Annotated in this window: 14 protein-coding genes; 11 read left to right on the top strand and 3 right to left on the bottom strand. The window is 69.1% G+C overall.

From position 1 onward, the window contains the following. From meaB to WDZ95_RS10260, 5 genes are all read left to right on the top strand, one after another. The gene (gene meaB, locus WDZ95_RS10280; protein WP_425778960.1) at positions 1–1,005 is read left to right on the top strand and encodes a methylmalonyl Co-A mutase-associated GTPase MeaB; all 1,005 of its coding nucleotides are present in this window, start codon (positions 1–3) and stop codon (positions 1,003–1,005) included. Between the two features lie 18 nt (positions 1,006–1,023). After that, positions 1,024–2,556, top strand: a complete 1,533-nt coding sequence (locus WDZ95_RS10275) for an acyl-CoA carboxylase subunit beta (RefSeq protein ID WP_425778118.1) — start codon at positions 1,024–1,026, stop codon at positions 2,554–2,556. 20 nt (positions 2,557–2,576) lie between these two features. Then, positions 2,577–4,625, top strand: coding sequence for an acetyl-CoA carboxylase biotin carboxylase subunit (locus tag WDZ95_RS10270; protein ID WP_425778116.1), 2,049 nt, complete (start codon positions 2,577–2,579; stop codon positions 4,623–4,625). Positions 4,626–4,633: 8 nt separating this feature from the next. Further along, positions 4,634–5,125, top strand: coding sequence for a VOC family protein (locus tag WDZ95_RS10265; protein WP_425778114.1), 492 nt, complete (start codon positions 4,634–4,636; stop codon positions 5,123–5,125). Positions 5,126–5,259: 134 nt separating this feature from the next. Beyond that, the gene (locus WDZ95_RS10260) at positions 5,260–6,774 is read left to right on the top strand and encodes a methyl-accepting chemotaxis protein (protein WP_425778112.1); all 1,515 of its coding nucleotides are present in this window, start codon (positions 5,260–5,262) and stop codon (positions 6,772–6,774) included. Positions 6,775–6,784: 10 nt separating this feature from the next. Here the strand turns inward: WDZ95_RS10260 and rsxB are convergent, their stop codons facing one another. Both rsxB and WDZ95_RS10250 read right to left on the bottom strand, forming a co-directional pair. Next, entirely contained in the window at positions 6,785–7,447 is a 663-nt protein-coding gene (rsxB, locus tag WDZ95_RS10255) for an electron transport complex subunit RsxB (RefSeq protein ID WP_425778110.1), read from the bottom strand. A 29-nt stretch (positions 7,448–7,476) separates the two neighbouring features. Beyond that, positions 7,477–8,868 (bottom strand): polyhydroxyalkanoate depolymerase, encoded by a 1,392-nt coding sequence (locus tag WDZ95_RS10250; RefSeq protein WP_425778108.1) that lies wholly within the window; start codon positions 8,866–8,868, stop codon positions 7,477–7,479. Between the two features lie 127 nt (positions 8,869–8,995). Between WDZ95_RS10250 and ygiD the strand changes: the two genes are divergently transcribed. Then, positions 8,996–9,805: a 4,5-DOPA dioxygenase extradiol gene (gene ygiD, locus WDZ95_RS10245; RefSeq protein WP_425778106.1), complete on the top strand. Its 810-nt coding sequence runs from the start codon at positions 8,996–8,998 to the stop codon at positions 9,803–9,805. A gap of 66 nt (positions 9,806–9,871) precedes the next feature. Here ygiD and WDZ95_RS10240 read toward each other — a convergent pair whose 3' ends face one another. Further along, positions 9,872–11,068, bottom strand: a complete 1,197-nt coding sequence (locus WDZ95_RS10240; RefSeq protein WP_425778104.1) for an amino acid aminotransferase — start codon at positions 11,066–11,068, stop codon at positions 9,872–9,874. A gap of 288 nt (positions 11,069–11,356) precedes the next feature. On the opposite strand from WDZ95_RS10240, the gene WDZ95_RS10235 reads away from it, so the two are divergent. The 5 genes from WDZ95_RS10235 to WDZ95_RS10215 all read left to right on the top strand — a co-directional run bounded on the left by WDZ95_RS10235 (position 11,357) and on the right by WDZ95_RS10215 (position 17,311). Next, the gene (locus tag WDZ95_RS10235) at positions 11,357–11,992 is read left to right on the top strand and encodes an XrtA/PEP-CTERM system exopolysaccharide export protein (protein ID WP_166226381.1); all 636 of its coding nucleotides are present in this window, start codon (positions 11,357–11,359) and stop codon (positions 11,990–11,992) included. 65 nt (positions 11,993–12,057) lie between these two features. After that, positions 12,058–13,617 (top strand): XrtA system polysaccharide chain length determinant, encoded by a 1,560-nt coding sequence (locus WDZ95_RS10230; protein ID WP_425778102.1) that lies wholly within the window; start codon positions 12,058–12,060, stop codon positions 13,615–13,617. Positions 13,618–13,632: 15 nt separating this feature from the next. Next, complete coding sequence (locus WDZ95_RS10225; protein WP_425778100.1) at positions 13,633–14,550, top strand: XrtA-associated tyrosine autokinase; 918 nt, start codon at positions 13,633–13,635, stop codon at positions 14,548–14,550. A gap of 19 nt (positions 14,551–14,569) precedes the next feature. Further along, the gene (locus tag WDZ95_RS10220; RefSeq protein ID WP_425778098.1) at positions 14,570–16,153 is read left to right on the top strand and encodes a TIGR03016 family PEP-CTERM system-associated outer membrane protein; all 1,584 of its coding nucleotides are present in this window, start codon (positions 14,570–14,572) and stop codon (positions 16,151–16,153) included. A 3-nt stretch (positions 16,154–16,156) separates the two neighbouring features. Continuing rightward, positions 16,157–17,311, top strand: coding sequence for an XrtA/PEP-CTERM system-associated ATPase (locus WDZ95_RS10215; protein WP_425778096.1), 1,155 nt, complete (start codon positions 16,157–16,159; stop codon positions 17,309–17,311). Positions 17,312–17,351 lie beyond the last annotated feature (40 nt).

Here is a 17,351-nt window from a genome sequence, read left to right as displayed (position 1 = left end):
GTGACGCCGCACGCGCTGTTCGACGGCATCGTGCACGGCCAGGGCATGGCGCAGCGCCGCGCCATGGCCAAGGCCATCACGCTGCTCGAATCGACGCGCGCCGACCACCGCGCGCAGGGCGATGCGCTGCTCACCGCGCTGCTGCCGAAAACGGGCAATGCCTTTCGCATGGGCCTGTCGGGCGTGCCCGGCGTGGGCAAGAGCACCTTCATCGAGGCCCTGGGCCTGCACCTGATCGCGCAGGGGCACCGCGTGGCGGTGCTCACCATCGACCCCTCGAGCACGGTCTCGGGCGGCTCCATCCTGGGCGATAAGACGCGCATGGAGCAGCTCTCGGTGCACGAGCGCGCCTTCATCCGTCCCAGCCCGAGCGGCGGCACCCTGGGCGGCGTGGCCGAAAAAACGCGCGAGGCCCTGCTGGTCTGCGAAGCCGCGGGCTTCGACGTGGTGATCGTCGAGACCGTGGGCGTGGGCCAGAGCGAGACCGCGGTGGCCGCCATGACCGACTGCTTCGTGCTGCTGCAGTTGCCCAACGCGGGCGACGATCTGCAGGCGATCAAGAAGGGCGTGATGGAGATCGCCGACCTGGTGGTCATCAACAAGGCCGACATCGACCCCGACGCCGCGACCCGCGCGCGCGCCATGATCACCTCGTCGCTGCGCCTGCTGGGCCAGCATGGGCGGCCCGAACACGCGGCGCACGACACGGCGCACTGGCACCCCACCGTGATGCAGCTGAGCGCGCTCAAGGCCCAGGGCATCGATGCCTTCTGGGCCGAGATCGAGCGCTTTCGCACCCTGCAGACGGCCAACGGCGAGCTCGCCGCGCGCCGCCAGCGCCAGGCCCGCGCCTGGATGTGGGAGCGCATCGACGCCGGCCTGAAGCAGCGCTTTCGCGAGCACCCCGCGGTGCGCGCCGCGCTCGAAGCCACCACCACCCAAGTGCTCGCCGGGCAGCTGCCCGCGAGCACCGCGGCGCGGCAGTTGCTCGCGCTGTTCGACTGATTCCTCCGGAGAAGCACCATGCAAGACATCCTGCAACAACTCGAAGACAAGCGCGCCCGCGCCCGCCTGGGCGGGGGCGAAAAGCGCATCGAAGCCCAGCACGCCAAGGGCAAGCTCACGGCGCGCGAACGCCTGGAGGTGCTGCTCGACGAAGGCACCTTCGAAGAGTGGGACATGTTCGTGGAGCACCGCTGCACCGACTTCGGCATGCAGGACAACAAGATCCCCGGCGACGGCGTGGTCACCGGCTACGGCATGATCAACGGCCGCCTGGTGTTCGTCTTCAGCCAGGACTTCACCGTCTTCGGCGGCGCACTCTCCGAGGCCCACGCCGAGAAGATCTGCAAGGTCATGGACCAGGCCATGAAGGTCGGCGCGCCGGTGATCGGCTTGAACGACTCGGGCGGCGCGCGCATCCAGGAGGGCGTGGCCTCGCTCGGCGGTTATGCCGAGGTGTTCCAGCGCAACGTGATGGCCAGCGGCGTGGTGCCACAGATCAGCATGATCATGGGCCCGAGCGCGGGCGGCGCGGTGTACTCGCCGGCCATGACCGACTTCATCTTCATGGTCAAGGACAGCTCCTACATGTTCGTGACCGGCCCCGAGGTGGTGAAGACCGTGACCCACGAAGAGGTGACGGCCGAAGAGCTGGGCGGCGCCATCACCCACACCACCAAGAGCGGCGTGGCCGATCTGGCCTTCGACAACGACGTGGAAGCGCTGCTCATGCTGCGCCGCCTGTTCAACTACCTGCCGCTCAACAACCGCGAGAAAGCGCCAGTGCGCCCCAGCGGCGACCCCATCGACCGCATGGAGCTGAGCCTGGACACGCTGGTGCCCGAGAACCCGAACAAGCCCTACGACATGAAGGAGCTGATCCTCAAGATCGTGGACGACGGCGACTTCTTCGAACTGCAGCCCGAGTACGCCAAGAACATCCTGATCGGCTTCGCGCGCATGGACGGCCAGACCGTGGGCATCGTGGCCAACCAGCCGCTGGTGCTGGCGGGCTGCCTGGACATCAAGAGCTCCATCAAGGCCGCGCGCTTCGTGCGCTTTTGCGACTGCTTCAACATCCCGGTGGTCACCTTCGTGGACGTGCCCGGCTTCATGCCCGGCACCTCTCAGGAGTACGGCGGCATCATCAAGCACGGCGCCAAGCTGCTCTACGCCTACGCCGAGTGCACCGTGCCCAAGATCACCGTGATCACGCGCAAGGCCTACGGCGGCGCCTACGACGTGATGGCCTCCAAGCACCTGCGCGGCGACGTGAACTTCGCCTGGCCCAACGCCGAGATCGCGGTGATGGGCGCCAAGGGCGCGGTGGAGATCATCTTCCGCGAGGAAAAGAAGGACCCGGCCAAGCTCGCGCAGCGCGAGGCCGAGTACAAGGCCCGCTTCGCCAACCCCTTCGTGGCCGGCGCGCGCGGATTCATCGACGACGTGATCCTGCCGCACGAGACGCGCAAGCGCATCGCCCGGTCGCTGGTGATGCTCAAGGACAAGAAGCTCGAGAACCCGTGGCGCAAGCACGGGAACATCCCGCTCTGATGGCCCGAGGAGAGAAGAACATGTTCAAGAAGATCCTGATTGCCAACCGCGGCGAGATCGCCTGCCGCGTGATCGCCACCGCCCGCAAGCTGGGCATCGCCACCGTGGCGGTGTACTCCGACGCCGACAGGGAAGCGCGCCACGTGCAGCTCGCCGACGAGGCGGTGCGCCTCGGTCCGCCGCCCTCGCGCGAGAGCTACCTGCTCGGCGACGCCATCATCGCGGCCGCGAAAGAGAAAGGCGCCGAGGCCATCCACCCGGGCTACGGCTTCCTGTCGGAAAACGAAGACTTCGCGCGCAAGGTCGAGGAGGCCGGCCTGGTCTTCATCGGGCCCAAGCATTACTCCATTGCGGCCATGGGCGACAAGATCGCGTCCAAGAAGCTCGCGAACGAGGCCAAGGTCAGCACCATCCCGGGCCACAACGAACCCATCCAGTCGCCTGAAGAGGCGGTCGCCATCGCGCAGAAGATCGGCTACCCCGTGATGATCAAGGCCAGCGCGGGCGGCGGCGGCAAGGGCCTGCGCGTGGCCTTCAACGACAAGGAATGCCACGAGGGCTTTTCGAGCTGCCGCAACGAGGCGCGCAACAGCTTCGGCGACGACCGCGTGTTCATGGAGAAATTCGTCCAGGAGCCGCGCCACATCGAGATCCAGGTGCTGGGCGATGCGCACGGCAACGTGATCTACCTCAACGAGCGCGAGTGCTCGATCCAGCGCCGCCACCAGAAGGTGATCGAAGAGGCGCCGTCGCCCTTCATCAGCGAGGCCACGCGCCAGGCCATGGGCGAGCAGGCCGTGGCCCTGGCCAAGGCCGTGAAGTACCAGAGCGCGGGCACGGTGGAGTTCGTGGTCGGCAAGGACCAGGACTTCTATTTCCTCGAGATGAACACGCGCCTGCAGGTCGAGCACCCGGTGACGGAGTGCATCACCGGCCTCGACCTGGTGGAGCTGATGATCCGCGTGGCCGCGGGCGAGAAGCTGCCGCTGGCCCAGGCCGACGTCAAGCGCGAGGGCTGGGCCATCGAGTGCCGCATCAATGCCGAAGACCCGTTCCGCAACTTCCTGCCCAGCACGGGCCGTCTGGTGCGCTTCATCGCGCCGCCGCAGACCATGTGGCAGGCCGACACGCAGCACCTGCAGGGCGTGCGTGTGGACACCGGCGTGCAGGACGGCGGCGAGATCCCCATGTACTACGACTCGATGATCGCCAAGCTCATCGTGCACGGCAAAGACCGCAACGACGCCATCGCCAAGATGCGCGAGGCGCTCAACGGCTTCGTGATCCGCGGCGTGCAGAGCAACATCCCGTTCCAGGCCGCGCTGCTCGCGCACCCCAAGTTCGTCAAGGGCGACTTCAACACCGGCTTCATCGCCGAGCACTACGGCCAGGGCTTTCGCGCCGAGGACGTGCCGCACGACGACCCCGACTTCCTCGTGGCGCTCGCGGCCTTCGTGCGCCGCAAGAGCCGCGAGCGCGCGGCCGGCCTGAGCGGCCAGCTGCCCGGCTACGGCGTGAAGGTGGGCCACGACTACACCGTGATCGTGCTCGACAAGGCCGGCCAGCACCGCCAGGTGCCGGTGCACGTGGACGAGGTGGTGGGGCAGATCGGCGCCGCGGTGGTCACGGTGGCGGGCCAGCGCTACGCCATCCACAGCCCCTCGCGCCTCAACGACGTGGTGATCACCGGCCAGTGCAACGACCGCGCCTTCACCGCCCAGCTCGAACGCGGCACGCCGCGCAACCCGCTCGCGCTCGTGGTGCAGCACAACGGCACGCGCATCGAGGCCATGGTGGTGTCGCCGCGCATGGCCGAGCTGCACGCGCTCATGCCCTTCAAGGCGCCGCCCGACATGAGCAAATACGTGCTCTCGCCCATGCCCGGCCTGCTGGTGCAGGTGGCCGTGCAGCCGGGTCAGAAGGTTCAGGCCGGCGAACGCGTGGCCGTGATCGAGGCCATGAAGATGGAAAACGTGCTGTTCGCCTCGGCCGACGGCGTGGTGGCCAAGGTGGTCGCCAAGCAGGGCGATTCGCTGGCGGTGGACCAGCCCATCGTCGAGTTCGAGTGAGGCCGGCCATGACGACGACGCAACGACCCTTCCGCGTGCTCGGCGTGCAGCAGATCGCCATCGGCGGCCCCGACAAGCTGCGCCTGCAGAAACTCTGGGTCGACATGCTCGGCCTCGAAGTCACCGGCACCTTCCGCAGCGAGCGCGAGAACGTCGACGAAGACATCTGCGCGATCGGCAGCGGCCCGTTCAAGGTCGAGGTCGACCTGATGCAGCCGCTGGACCCCGAGAAAAAGCCCGCGGTGCACACCACGCCGCTCAACCACATCGGCCTGTGGATCGACGACCTGCCCGCGGCGGTGGAATGGCTCACGCGGCAGGGCGTGCGCTTTGCGCCGGGCGGCATCCGCAAAGGCGCGGCGGGCTTCGACATCACCTTCCTGCACCCCAAGGCGAACGAGGAATTCCCGATCGCGGGCGAGGGCGTGCTGATCGAACTGGTGCAGGCCCCGCCCGAGGTGGTGCAGGCCTTCGCCGCGCTGCAGGCCAGGCCGGCCTGAGCGCGCGCGAACAAGGGCCATTTGCCGCCGCTGTTCGGGGCTTTGCCGCCCGTCGCGCCACCTAAGCTGTCACCACTTCCGACCGGCTGGCACGCCGGGCCCCGCACCACACCGCTGCAGGAGCGCTGACACCCATGGCGACCCCGAACCCCTTGATGCGCCCCGGCGTGGCGCTGATGCGCCGCTTTGCGCTGGGCGGCAAGCTCACGCTGCTGGCGATCGCGGCGCTCTGGCCGCTGGCCGCCAACGGCCTGATCCTCTGGCTCGCGCCCGGCTGGTCGCTGTGGCCGGTGGACATCGCCGGCACGCTGCTGCTGGTCTATGCCCTGGCGGCCTTCCACAGTGCGTTTGCAAGCGAGTTCCAGCGCGTGGTCGCCGTGATGGGCGAGGTGGCCGCGGGCAACCTGCGCACCGGCATCCGCGCCGAGGGCAAGGACGAGCTGGCCGAGCTGGCGCGGCTGCTCGACCGCATGGTGAGCAGCCTGTCGGCCATGGTGGCCGAGGTGCGCAGCAACTCGGCGCTGGTGGCGCATGCGGGCCAGAGCCTGGCCAGCGGCAACCGCGAGCTCGCCGACCGCACCGAACAGCAGGCCGCCAACCTCGAACAGACCGCGGCCAGCGTGCAGCAGCTCACCGGCACGGTGGCGCAGAACGCGCAGACCGCGGGCGAGTCCGACCGCCGCGCGGCCCAGCTGCGCGATGCGGCCGAACACGGCGCGGGCTCCATGGGCCAGGCGGTGGTCACCGTCGAAGGCATCCAGAAGCGCGCGGCGCAGATGAACGAGATCATCGGCGTGATCGACAGCCTCGCGTTCCAGACCAACATCCTGGCGCTCAACGCCGCGGTGGAAGCCGCGCGCGCGGGCGAGCAGGGCCGCGGCTTTGCCGTGGTGGCCAGCGAGGTGCGCGGCCTCGCACAGCGCTCGGCCGAATCGGCGCGCCAGATCCGCGGCCTGATCGAGGCCTCGCGCAGCCAGGTCGAGACCGGCGTGTCGCAGATCCGCGCGGCCGGCCAGAGCATCGACCAGATCGTCGACGGCGTGCGCGGCGTGGCCAGCAACATGTCGCTGATCTCGGCTTCGAGCGCCGAGCAAAGCACGGGCCTGAGCGAAATCAGCACCGCGGTGCACCAGCTCGACCAGATCACCCAGCACAACGCCCAGATGGTGGAGCGCGCCGTGCAGCAGGCCGACCTGCTGGAGCGCCGCGCCGCGCACCTGGCGCGCGCCGTGTCGAGCTTCAAGCTGCAGCAGGGCACGGCCGAAGAGGCCATGGCGCTGGTCGATCGCGCACTCGCGCATCGGCGCCAGAGCACGCCCGACGCCTTCGTGCGCGACCTCACCGACCCGTCGCAGCCTTTCCACGACCGCGACATGTACGTGTTCGCGCTCGACAGCACCGGCGTCTACCGCGCCTTCGGCGGCAAGCCCGAGAAGGTGGGCAGCCGGGTGCAGGACATCGCCGGCATCGACGGCCAGGCGCTGCTCGCGGCCATCGTGGCGCAGGCCGAAGAAGGGCCGGGCTGGGTCGAGTACGACATCGTCAACCCCACCAGCGGCGCGGTGCAGGCCAAGATGTCCTACGTGGTGAAGGTCGACGCGCTCTACGTGGGCTGCGGCGTCTACAAGACCGCGGCCGCGCGCGCCTGAGCGCGTTCGTTCAGCCGGGCGGGGCCTGGCGCTTGGCCCGGGCGCGGGCCAGTGCGGCCTCGATCACCGCGCGCTTGCGATCGAGCGCCCCGGGGTCGGTCAGCGTCGACGCCGCGGCCAGGTCGGCCAGCTTGGCCTCGGCCTTGTGTTCCAGGCGCTGCGCGTGTTCGGCGGCCTCGCGCGCCGTGCGTTGCTGGCGCGCCAGGTAACGCTCGCGTCCCATGGCCGCCTGCGCCGGCGACCAGCCGGCCCAGCCGGTGCGCCCGCCGCTCACGTTGTCGAGCGAAATGCAGTCGACCGGGCACACCGGGATGCAGAGCTCGCAGCCCGTGCAATACGGCTCGATCACGGTGTGCATGCGCTTGTTCGCGCCCACGATGGCGTCGGTGGGGCAGGCCTTGATGCACAGCGTGCAGCCGATGCACCAGGCCTCGTCGATCACGGCCACCGTCACCGGGCCTTCGATGCCGAATTTCGGGTCCAGGGGCAGGGCGCGGCGGCCGGTGAGCGCGGCCAGGCGCTGCACGCCTTCCTGGCCGCCGGGCGGGCACTGGTTGATGCCGGCCTCGCCGTCGGCGATGGCCTGGGCATAGCGGGCGCAGTCGGGGTAGCCGCAGCGCTGGCACTGCGTCTGGGGCAGGGCCTGGTCGATGCGGCGGGCGAGTTCGTTCATGTCGGCGGGGCGCCCGCCCCGCGAGGGGGTCAGGCTTTGGCGGTGGTGCGGCGCGCGCGGGGCGCGGCGGCCGGGCTCGGGGCCGCGGCCTTGCGCGGCGCAGCGGCTTTCTTGGCGGCCGTCTTGCGGGTGGGCTTGGCCGCGGGGGCGGCCTGGCCGCGCTCGTGTTCGGCGATGAAGGATTTCACCACGGGATAGACCATCTCGCGCCAGCGGCGGCCGCTGAAGATGCCGTAGTGGCCCGCGCCCTTGGCCTCGTAGTGGCGGCTGTGGGTGGGCGGGATGCCGGTGCACAGCTCGTGCGCGGCCGCGGTCTGGCCCGAACCCGAGATGTCGTCGAGCTCGCCCTCGACCGTGAGCAGGCCGATGCCGCGGATGTCCTGCGGCCGCACGCGTTCGGCCTGACCCTGTTCGTTCTTCACGTGCCAGGTGCCGTGGACCAGCTGGAACTCCTGGAACACCGTGCGGATGGTCTCCAGGTAGTAGTCGGCGTCCATGTCGAGCACGGCGTTGTACTCGTCGTAGAACTTGCGGTGCGCCTCGACGCTGTCGTTGTCGCCCTTGACCAGGTCCTGGAAGTAGTCGTAGTGGCTCTTGGCGTGGCGGTCGGGGTTCATGGCCACGAAGCCCGTGTGCTGCAGGAAGCCCGGGTACACGCGGCGGCCCGCGCCGGGGAATTTGTCGGGCACGCGGTAGATCACGTTGTTCTCGAACCACTCGAAGCTGCGCTGCATGGCCAGGTTGTTCACCGCGGTGGGCGATTTGCGCGCATCGATGGGGCCGCCCATCATGGTCATGGACAGCGGCAGCTTCTCGCCGCGGCTGGCCATGAGCGAGACCGCCGCGAGCACCGGCACCGTGGGCTGGCACACGCTCATCACGTGGCAGTTGCCATAGATGCCCTGCAGGTGGCGGATGAAACGCTGCACGTAGTTCACGTAGTCGTCGAGGTGGAATTCACCGTCGGACATGGGCACCAGGCGCGCGTTCTTCCAGTCGGTGATGCAGACCTTGTGGTCCTGCAGCAGCGTGCGCACGGTGTCGCGCAGCAGCGTGGCGTAGTGGCCGGACAGCGGCGCCACCACCAGCACCACGGGCTGCGACTTGAGCGTGGTGAGCGTGGCCGGGTCGTCGGTGAAGCGCTTGAAGCGGCGCAGTTCGCAGAACGGCAGGTCCACCTCCACCTGCTCGTGGATCGGCACTTCCACGCCGTTCACGCGCACCGTGCGGATGTTGAACTCGGGCTTTTCGTAGTCCTTGCCGAGCCGGTGCATCAGGTCGTAGGCGGCCGAGATGCGCTGTGCCATGGGCAGTTGCGCGAAGGGCAGCACCGGGTTGGTGAACAGGCGCGATGCGACTTCGGCGAGGTCGGCGAAGGGCTCCATCATCGAGCGCTGCGTTTCGTAGAACTGGTACAGCATGGCGTGGGCGAGGGCTTATGTTGCGGTGCAATGTAGCAGGAAGGCATGCCCCTCATGTGAGGGAGAACACGCAGGAAATGGCCCCAACTGTCGCGTTCGCGAACACCCGGGCCGCACAATCGGCCCCATGACCACCCCCGATCGCCTGCCGGTGCTGTTCGTCGGCCACGGCAGCCCCCTGAACGCCATTGGCGACAACCGCTGGCGCCGCCAATGGCAGGCGCTGGGGCCCGAGCTGCGCGCGCGCGGCCTGCCGATCCGGCTGATCCTGTGCGTGTCGGCGCACTGGCTCACCGAGGGCTGGTGGCTCACGGCCATGGCGCAGCCGCGCACCATCCACGATTTCGGCGGCTTCCCGCAGGCCCTGTTCGACCAGCAATACCCCGCACCCGGTGCGCCCGAGCGGGCGCGCGAGATCGCGGCCGCGGTGCGCCAGCCCGATGGCGCGCCGCTGGGCCTGGACATGGGGGAATGGGGGCTGGACCACGGCGCCTGGTCGGTGCTCAAGCCCATGTTCCCCGAGGCCGACATCCCCGTGGTGCAGCTGAGCATGGACGATGGCCGCCCGCCGGCCGAACACCTGGCCCTGGGCCGCGAGCTGCGCGCGCTGCGCACGCAGGGCGTGCTGATCGTGGCCAGCGGCAACACCGTGCACAACCTGCGCGCGCTGCAGCGCCAGGCGCCCGATGACCAGGCCTATGACTGGGCGATCGACTTCGATCAGCGCGTGGCCGAGGCCGTGGCCGCGGGCGACCCCGGGCAACTGGCCGATTTTCAGCGCTGGGGTGACAGCGCCCGGCTGTCGCACCCGAGCCACGACCACTACCTGCCGCTGCTCTACGCGGCGGGGGCGGCCGAGCCCGGCGAGGCGGTGCGCTTCTTCAACGAGGGCTTCCAGGCCGCGTCGATCTCGATGCGATCGATGGTCTGGGGCTGAGCCCGGGCACAGGGCCCAAGCAAAAGGCCACCCGAAGGTGGCCTTTTTGCTGCGGGTGCGCGCGGCTCAGAGCACCGCGGCGATCGACTTGCAGACGTGGTCGATGTTCTTGCCGTTGAGCGCGGCCACGCACATGCGACCGGTGTCGGTGCCATACACGCCGAACTCGGTGCGCAGGCGCACCATCTGGTCCTTGCTCAGGCCCGAATAGCTGAACATGCCGATCTGGTCGGTGATGAAGCCCATGTCCTGCTTCACGCCCGCGGCCTTGAGGCCGTCGACCAGCTTCTGGCGCATGGCCTTGATGCGCACGCGCATCTCGCCCAGCTCCTTCTCCCAGAGCGCGCGCAGCTCGGGGTTGTTGAGCACCGCGGCCACCACCGCGCCGCCGTGCGTGGGCGGGTTGGAGTAGTTGGTGCGGATCACGATCTTGAGCTGCGACAGCACGCGGTCGGCCTCGGCCTTGTCGGCGCACAGCACCGAGAGCCCGCCCACGCGCTCGCCGTAGAGGCTGAAGCTCTTGGAGAACGAGGTGGACACCAGGAACAGCAGACCGGCGGCCACGAACTTGCCGATCACCGCGCCGTCCTCGGCGATGCCGTGGCCGAAGCCCTGGTAGGCCATGTCGAGGAACGCGGTGAGACCACGCTCTTTCACCACCGCCACCACCTGGTCCCACTGCGCGGGGGTGATGTCGTAGCCCGTGGGGTTGTGGCAGCAGGCGTGCAGCACCACGATGGTGCCGGCCTCGGCCGCGCGCAGGCTGGCCAGCATGCCCTCGAAGTTCACGCCGCGTTTGGCCGGGTCGTAGTACGCATAGGTGCCGACCTCGAAGCCAGCGTTGGTGAACAGCGCGCGGTGGTTTTCCCAGCTCGGGTCGCTGATCAGCACCTTGGCCTTGGGGTTCAGCCGCTTGAGGAAGTCGGCGCCGATCTTGAGGCCGCCGGTGCCGCCCAGGGCCTGCACCGTGGCCACACGGCCGGCCTTCACGGGCTCGCTGTCGGCGCCGAACACCAGGCCCTTGACCGCGTTGTCGTAGGCGGCGATGCCGTCGATGGGCAGGTAGCCGCGCGCGGCGGGCTTGTCCATCATGGCCTTCTCGGCCTGCTGCACGCACTGCAGCAGCGGCAGCTTTCCGTTCTCGTCGAAGTACACCCCGACACCGAGGTTGACCTTGTTGGGGTTGGTATCGGCGGCAAATTGCTCGTTCAGACCCAGGATCGGGTCGCGCGGGGCCATTTCGACGGCGGAAAAGAGGGACATGGAGCTTGGCTGGGTTGGAGGAAAACCCGGATTTTATGCGGCGCCCCGACGTTCCCGGGCCGGCGTGGGACACGGGTACCCACCACCGGTATTGGCACTACCGCCGCCAATCCGTCGGGCCGACCGTTCGCGTCGACGAATCGGCTCTCGTGTGCAGTAATGCATGCCTGTCCCCCCTATGGGCGATGCACAGGGGCCGGGAGACATGCGGGTAAGGAGTACCTTCAGGTATAGTTTCCAAGTTGTTAACTTTTATTAACATTTACTCCCCGGTTGGAGGTGACGAGCATGCAAAAACATACGTCCGTTGGTTCTCGCGCGATGGTCTGGATGGGCGCTTTCGCCGCCGCCGCCGTGCTGGCCGGATGTGCTTCCACGGGGAGCTATCCGCCGGCTCCGGTGCAGGCCGCGAGCAGCGCCGGCTACAACTACCTCGTCGGACCCGGTGACACCCTGTCCATCAACGTCTGGCGCAACCCCGAGCTGTCGGCCGTGGTGCCGGTGCGCCCCGACGGCAAGGTCTCGGCCCCGCTGGTGGACGAACTGCTGGCCCAGGGCAAGACCTCGCAGGAAATCGCGCGCGACGTGGAGAAAGCGCTCGGCAAGTTCGTGCGCGACCCGGTCGTCACCGTGATCGTCACCAACTTCGTGGGCTCGCACGGCGAGCAGGTGCGCGTGGTGGGCGAGGCGGCCAAGCCGCAGGCGCTGCCGTTTCGCGCCCGCATGACCGTGATGGACGTGCTCATCGCGTCCGGCGGCCTCACCGAATTCGCCAATGGCAACAAGGCCACCATCGTGCGCGCCGCCGAAGGCAACAAGCGCTACAGCGTGCGCCTCGACGACCTCGTCAAGCGCGGCGACATCTCGGCCAACGTCGAAATGCTGCCTGGCGACATCCTGATCATTCCTCAGGGCTGGTTCTGATCGTTCTGACCTGAACGGCCGGCGCGGCTGCGCCGGCCGCTGGGCACTCCGGGGTTCGTTTCCGCATGCACGATTTCATCCAACAACTCGGCAACGCCTTGCGCGGCATGTGGCTGTACCGCCGCACCGGCGTGATCGTGGCCTGGCTCGTGGCCGCACTGGCCACCGTGGGGGTCATGTTCATCCCCGACCGCTTCGAGGCCAGCGCGCGCGTCTACGTGGACACGCAGTCCATCCTGCGCCCGCTGATGGCCGGTCTCACCATCCAGCCCGACGTGGACCAGCAGGTGGCCATGCTGGGCCGCACGCTCATCAGCCGCCCGACCATCGAGAAGCTGGTCGAGACGACCGACTTCGGCGTGGCCAACGGCACCAAGGCGCAGCGCGACGCGCTGGTGGCGCGGATGATGCAGAACATCCAGCTCAAGTCGACCGGCCGCGACAATCTCTACACGATCTCGATGCGCGACGAGAGCCCGCAGTTCGCGCTGCACGTGGTGGACGCGCTCATGAAGGCCTTCATCGCCTCGCGCGAAGGCGCCTCCAGCGCCGACTCGAAGAACGCGCGCGAATTCATCGACGAGCAGATCCGCAACTACGAGGCCAAGCTCAGCGAGGCCGAGTCGCGCCTGAAAGACTTCAAGCTGCGCCACATCGACATGCAGACGCAGGGCAACATCGACATGGCCGCGCGCATCGCCGAGAACACCACCCAGGTGAGCCAGGCCCGCCTCGAACTGCGCGAAGCCGAAAGCGCGCGCGAAGCGGCGCGCGCACAGCTCGAACAGGCGCGCAACCTGGCCCGCGCGGCCACGCAGAACACCGGTGGCTTCGCCACGCCCGAGGTCGATGCGCGCCTGACCGAACTCAAGCGCAACCTCGATGGCCTGCTGCAGCGCTACACCGACCGCCACCCCGACGTCGAGAACACCCGCAAGCTGATCGCCGAACTCGAACAGCAGAAGGCGCGCCAGGTCGACGAACTGCGCCGCCAGGCGCAGGCCGCCGGCACGCAGCGCAGCGGCATCGAGGCCAACCCCACGGTGATCGAGATGTCGCGCACCCTGGCCGCGGCCGAGGTGCAGGTGGCTTCGCTGCGCGCCCGCCTGGGCGAGTACGAAAGCCGCGGCGCGCGCATCCGCGAGCAGGCCAAGGCCGCACCGCAGATCGAGGCCGAGCTGGCCCAGCTCAACCGCGACTACGACGTGCACCGCAAGAACTACGAAGACCTGGTGGGGCGCCGCGAGACCGTGGCCCTGAGCAACGAGCTGCAGAGCGATTCGCGGCTGGCGCAGTTCCGCGTGGTGGAGCCGCCCCAGGTGGGCCGCCGCCCCGTGGCGCCCAACCGCGTGCTGCTGATGCCCGTGGTGCTGCTGGCAGCACTCGCGGCCGGCATCGGCTCGACCCTGCTGCTGAGCAACCTGCGGCCGGTGTTCTTCGACGCCGCCAGCCTGCGCGGCGCGGTCGACCTGCCGCTGCTGGGCACCGTCACGCTGGTGCGCAGCGCCCAGGTGCGCCAGCGCGAAGGCCGCAGCATCCTGCGCGTCGTGGCCTCGGTGCTGGCGCTGGTCGTGCTGCTGGCGATCGGCATGGTGGCGCTGTCCATCCATCAATCCTCTGCCTGAACGGAACCCGAGCCCATGTCCAGTCTGATCGAGAAGGCCGCCCAGCGCCTCGAGCAACTCAGGAAAGCCGGCGCCGAGGTCCCGACCACGAGCGACCTGCCGCCGCTGCCGCCGCTGAACACGCGGCACGACGCCGCGCACCCGCGCCCCCTGTCCTCCGAGCCGGCGCGTCCGGCGGTGACCTCGCGCGTCGTCGAACTCGACCTCGACGTGCTGCAGGCGGCCGGCATCATCACGCCGAACGCCCAGCGAAGCCCCACGGCCGACCAGTTCCGCGTGCTCAAGCGCCCGCTGCTGGCCAATGCCACGGGCAAGGGCGCGGTGCCGGTGCGCAACGGCAACCGCATCATGGTCACGAGTTCGATGCCCGGCGAGGGCAAGACTTTCACCGCGGTGAACCTGGCCATGAGCATCGCCATGGAGCTCGACCACACGGTGCTGCTGGTCGACGCCGACGTGTCGCGCCCTTCGGTCATGAAGACCCTGGGCCTGCCCTCGGGCCCCGGCCTCATGGACCTGCTCATGGGCGAGCAGCTCGAAATGTCCGAGGCGCTGCTGCGCACCAACATCGACAAGCTCTCGCTGCTGCCCAGCGGCCGCCCGCACGCGCGCGCCACCGAGCTGCTGGCCAGTGACGCCATGAGCGCGCTGGTCGAGGAGATGGGCCGCCGCTATCCCGAGCGCGTGATCGTGTTCGACTCGCCGCCGCTGCTCATGACCACCGAGTCGCGCGTGCTGGCCACGCACATGGGCCAGATCGTGGTGGTGGTGCAGGCCGGCCACACCCAGCGCGCCCAGGTGCGCCAGGCGCTCGAGACCATCGAGAGCTGCCCCATCAAGCTCATGGTGCTCAACCAGGTGCACAAGGAAGACAAGTCGTCCTACGGCTATGGCTACGGCTACAGCGCGGCGCCTTCGTCGGCCAGCGCCTGAACCCCGCAGGAACCCCGCCGTGACGCGAACCCCTGTTTCCCCCACGCCCGGCCTGCGGCACGCGATCGCCGCAGCCTGCCTGCTGGCGGTCAGCCCCTGGCTGGCCGCGCAGGGCCTGCCCGCACCGTCGAACGCCGCCGGCGCGGCCGACGCCACGCTGGAGAGGCCCTCGGGCCCGCCGCCGCGCCTGTGGATCGAGCCGCGGGTGTTCGTCACGCAGACCTATTCCGACAACTACCGCCTGGCCAACACCAACCGCGAGGCCGAGCTCACCACCGAGCTCGGCGCCGGGGTGAGCGCCGCGTTCAACCTGCCGCGCCTCACGGGCAACGTCGACTACAGCCTGTCGGGCCAGGTCCCCGCGCTGGGCGTGGGCGAGAACCAGCGCCGCCAGGCGTTGCAGAGCGACCTGCTGCTCGACGCCTGGAACCAGGCGGCCTTCATCGAGTTCAACGGCAACATCGGCGACGAACGCGTGTCCGCGCTCGGTCCGCAGCCCGTGGGCGGCACCAACCCCACGAACCTGTCGGAGACCAAGCGGTTCCGCGTCTCGCCGTTCCTGCGCGGCACCTGGGACAACCGGCTCGACTACGAGCTGCGCTACACGCGCCAGAGCTGGCGCACCGCGATCTCGGACCGCTACGACATGGACGAGACCGGCTGGAACGCGCGCCTGGGCAGCGCGGCCGAGGTGGGCCGGCTGGGTTGGGAGCTGTCGGCCTCGCAGAACGAGATCGACTACAACGCCGGGCGCTCCACCACCTACCAGACCGCGCTCGCGCTGCTGCGCTACGCGTTCACGCCCACGCTGCAGGGCTTCGTGCAGGGCGGTCGTGAATACAACGACCTGCTCACGCCCGAGCGCACCGGCTACAACAGCCACACCCTGGGTGTGGACTGGCGGCCCGTGGAGCTCGCGCGCGTCGCGGCCTCGCGCAGCAAGCACTTCTATGGCAACGGCCACGACGTCGCGCTCGAATACCGCATGCGCCGGGTGCTGCTGCGCTACACCGACGCACGCAGCCTCAACACCGGCCAGCTGGGCCTTGACACCAACGGCGCCACGCTCAACGAGCTGTTCAACAACCTCTACCAGTCGCTCGAACCCGATCCCGTGCGCCGCGCGCAGCTGGTGCAGTCCGAACTCGCGCGCCTGGGCCTGCAGGGCGATTCCACGACCTTGCCCGGTTACCTCACGGCCAGCGCCACGGTGCAGCGCAACCAGCAACTGAGCGCTGCGCTGCTTGGTCAGCGCGGCGTGCTCACCTTCCTGATCGAGCGCTCCTCGGCGCGCCGGCTCAACAACGCGCAGGCCATCGGTGACGACTTCGACCTCAGCAACACGCTCGACGAGCAGGGCTGGGCCGTGCTCTACGCGCACCGCCTCACGCCCCGGCTCGCGCTCAACTTCTCGCTGACGCGCCGCGAGACCGAAGGCCAGGTGAGCACGCTGAGCAGCCGCCAGACCGCGGTCTCGGTGGGCCTGAGCGCACGGCTTGCGCGCCGCACCACCGGCTCGGTGCTGCTGCGCCACACCAGCACCGATTCCCTTCTTCCCTACCGGGAGACCGCGATCCTGGGCGCCCTGGTTCAACGGTTCTGACCCATGTACGAAGACTTCTACGGCCTCACCAGCAAGCCGTTCCAGCTCAACCCCGACCCGCGCTTCTACTTCAGCGGCAAGCCGCACCGCCGTGCGCGCTCGTACCTGGTGTACGGCGTGATGCGCGGCGAGGGCTTCATCGTCATCACCGGCGAGGTGGGCGCGGGCAAGACCACCATCGTGCGCGACCTGCTCGACAGCCTGGAGAACGGCACCGTGGTGGCGGCCCAGCTCGTGAGCACGCAGCTCGGCGCCGAAGACGCGCTCAAGCTGGTGTGCGCGGCGTTCGGCGTGAGCGTCAAGAGCAACGGCAAGGCCGACCTGCTGATGGCCCTGGAGGCCTACTTCATCACCCAGGTCTCGCAGGGCAAGCGCTGCCTGCTGATCGTGGACGAAGCGCAGAACCTGCAGCCGCAGGCGGTTGAAGAGCTGCGCATGCTCTCGAACTTCCAGTTCGGTGACCAGGCCCTGCTGCAAACCTTCCTGATCGGCCAGCCCGAGTTCCGCGACATCCTGCAAAGCCCGGGCATGCTGCAGCTGCGCCAGCGCGTGACCGCGCGCTGCCACCTCGGCCCGCTGGACGAAGAAGACACGCAGGGTTATGTGGAGCACCGCCTCAAGTGCGCGGGCTACAGCGGCAACCCCAGCATCGACCCGGCGATCTACGCGCTGCTGCAGGAAGAATCGGGCGGCATCCCGCGCCGCATCAACCTGCTCATGGACCGGCTGCTGCTGCAGGGCTTCCTGGCCGAGCAGACGCACCTGTCGCTGGAAGCCTTCCGCGAGGTGCTCGCCGAGTACAAGGCCGAGAACGCGCCCGCGCCCGCCCGTGCGCCGGCCGACCCGCAGCGCTGGGGCCACCTGGCCGTGGCACCGCCGCCCGACCGCCTGCCCACGCTCACCGACGAGCTCGACCCGCTCGATCTCGAGATCGACCCCGCGGTGGCCGACGCGGTGCACCAGCAGCTCACCCAGGTGAACGCCGAAGAACTCGGCGAGCGGCTGCTGCGCATCGAGCGCAGCGTGCTGCGCCAGGAGCGCGTGAGCCTGGAGATCCTGAACGCGCTGCGCCAGATCGTGGCCGCGAGCCGCAAGGGCCGGCCCGCGGGCCGCGACGAGCGCCAGACCCCCAACGCCGGCAACGGAACGACCGGTTGAGCGGCCTCGCCCCCGCCACCGCCCCTTCGCAGGAGAGCAC

Source organism: Hydrogenophaga sp. T2 (assembly GCF_049843535.1).
Taxonomy (GTDB): domain Bacteria; phylum Pseudomonadota; class Gammaproteobacteria; order Burkholderiales; family Burkholderiaceae_C; genus Hydrogenophaga; species Hydrogenophaga crocea.
Note: the sequence above shows the minus strand (reverse complement) of the source record. Positions and strands in the feature narration are given on the sequence as shown.

Coding starts and splice junctions, on each gene's coding strand:
- WDZ95_RS10260 (WP_425778112.1), top strand. CDS start 5,260: ATGGCGACCCCGAACCCCTTGATGCGCCCCGGCGTGGCGCTGATGCGC.
- WDZ95_RS10240 (WP_425778104.1), bottom strand. CDS start 11,068: ATGTCCCTCTTTTCCGCCGTCGAAATGGCCCCGCGCGACCCGATCCTG.
- WDZ95_RS10215 (WP_425778096.1), top strand. CDS start 16,157: ATGTACGAAGACTTCTACGGCCTCACCAGCAAGCCGTTCCAGCTCAAC.
- rsxB (WP_425778110.1), bottom strand. CDS start 7,447: ATGAACGAACTCGCCCGCCGCATCGACCAGGCCCTGCCCCAGACGCAG.
- WDZ95_RS10230 (WP_425778102.1), top strand. CDS start 12,058: ATGCACGATTTCATCCAACAACTCGGCAACGCCTTGCGCGGCATGTGG.
- WDZ95_RS10265 (WP_425778114.1), top strand. CDS start 4,634: ATGACGACGACGCAACGACCCTTCCGCGTGCTCGGCGTGCAGCAGATC.
- WDZ95_RS10270 (WP_425778116.1), top strand. CDS start 2,577: ATGTTCAAGAAGATCCTGATTGCCAACCGCGGCGAGATCGCCTGCCGC.
- WDZ95_RS10225 (WP_425778100.1), top strand. CDS start 13,633: ATGTCCAGTCTGATCGAGAAGGCCGCCCAGCGCCTCGAGCAACTCAGG.
- ygiD (WP_425778106.1), top strand. CDS start 8,996: ATGACCACCCCCGATCGCCTGCCGGTGCTGTTCGTCGGCCACGGCAGC.
- WDZ95_RS10250 (WP_425778108.1), bottom strand. CDS start 8,868: ATGCTGTACCAGTTCTACGAAACGCAGCGCTCGATGATGGAGCCCTTC.
- WDZ95_RS10275 (WP_425778118.1), top strand. CDS start 1,024: ATGCAAGACATCCTGCAACAACTCGAAGACAAGCGCGCCCGCGCCCGC.
- WDZ95_RS10235 (WP_166226381.1), top strand. CDS start 11,357: ATGCAAAAACATACGTCCGTTGGTTCTCGCGCGATGGTCTGGATGGGC.